The organism is Burkholderia sp. E168m15 (genome assembly GCF_016586105.1).
GTDB lineage: Bacteria > Pseudomonadota > Gammaproteobacteria > Burkholderiales > Burkholderiaceae > Burkholderia > Burkholderia orbicola.
Genome location: NZ_BCPO01000107.1, coordinates 1 through 1,205, shown reverse-complemented (window position 1 = coordinate 1,205; position 1,205 = coordinate 1). Strand labels below are relative to the sequence as shown.

Annotated in this window: 1 protein-coding gene; it reads left to right on the top strand. The window is 73.4% G+C overall.

The features are described from left to right. The coding region (locus JMF86_RS17645) for a nodulation protein NfeD (RefSeq protein ID WP_201317089.1) at window positions 1-1,205 on the top strand (1,205 nt) is incomplete at both ends.

Here is a 1,205-nt window from a genome sequence, read left to right as displayed (position 1 = left end):
GCTCGTCGTGTGCGCCGCGGTTGCCGCGCCGCCAGCGGCCGACGCGCCCGCCGCGCACCCGGTCGTCGTGATTCCCGTCAACGGCGCGATCGGGCCGGCCAGCGCCGATTTCATCGTGCGTTCGCTCGACCGTGCGGCCCGCGAGCACGCGCCGCTCGCGATCCTGCAGCTCGACACGCCCGGCGGCCTCGATACGTCGATGCGGCAGATCATCAAGGCCATCCTCGGCTCGCCGGTGCCGGTCGCCGCGTTCGTCGCGCCGGGCGGCGCGCGGGCGGCGAGCGCGGGCACCTACATCGTCTATGCGAGCCACGTCGCGGCGATGGCGCCCGGCACCAACCTCGGCGCGGCGTCGCCCGTGCAGTTCGGCATCGGCGGTGGCGCACCGCCGGGCGCGAATCCCGGTGCACCGCGACCGACTGGCGCATCGGGTGCGTCCGGTGCGTCTGGCGTGTCGGACGCGGCCGCCATGCTGCTGACCGACACGCAATCGACCGAGATCCGCAAGGCGATGCAGGACGCGTCCGCATACATCCGCGGCCTCGCGCAATTGCGCGGACGCAACGCCGAATGGGCCGAGCGCGCGGTGCGCGAGGCCGTGAGCCTGTCGGCGAACGAGGCGCGCGCGCAGCATGTGGTCGACCTGATCGCGCAGGACCCGGCCGATCTCGCGCGCCAGCTCGACGGCCGCGCGGTGACGACGACCGCCGGCACGCTGCATCTGGCGACCGCGCACGCGCCGCTCGTCGTGCTCGCGCCCGACTGGCGCAGCCGCTTCCTCGCGATCATCGCCGATCCGAACGTCGCGCTGATCCTGCTGACGATCGGCATCTACGGCCTCTTCTTCGAATTCGCGAACCCCGGTTTCGTGCTGCCGGGCGTCGCCGGCACGATCTGCCTGCTGGTCGGGCTGTTCGCGATGCAGTTGCTGCCGGTCAGCTATGCGGGCCTCGGCCTCGTATTGCTCGGGCTCGGCTGCCTCGTCGCGGAGGCGTTCCTGCCGACCTTCGGCGTGCTGGGGTTCGGCGGCATCGTCGCGTTCACGATCGGCGCGCTGATGCTGATCGACACCGACGTGCCCGGCTACGGGATTCCGTGGCCCGTGATCGCGAGCCTCGCGCTCGGCGGCGCGCTGCTCGTCGCGGGCGTGTCGAGCGTCGCGCTGCGCGCGCGGCGGCGCCCGGTCGTGACGGGCGCCGAGGCGA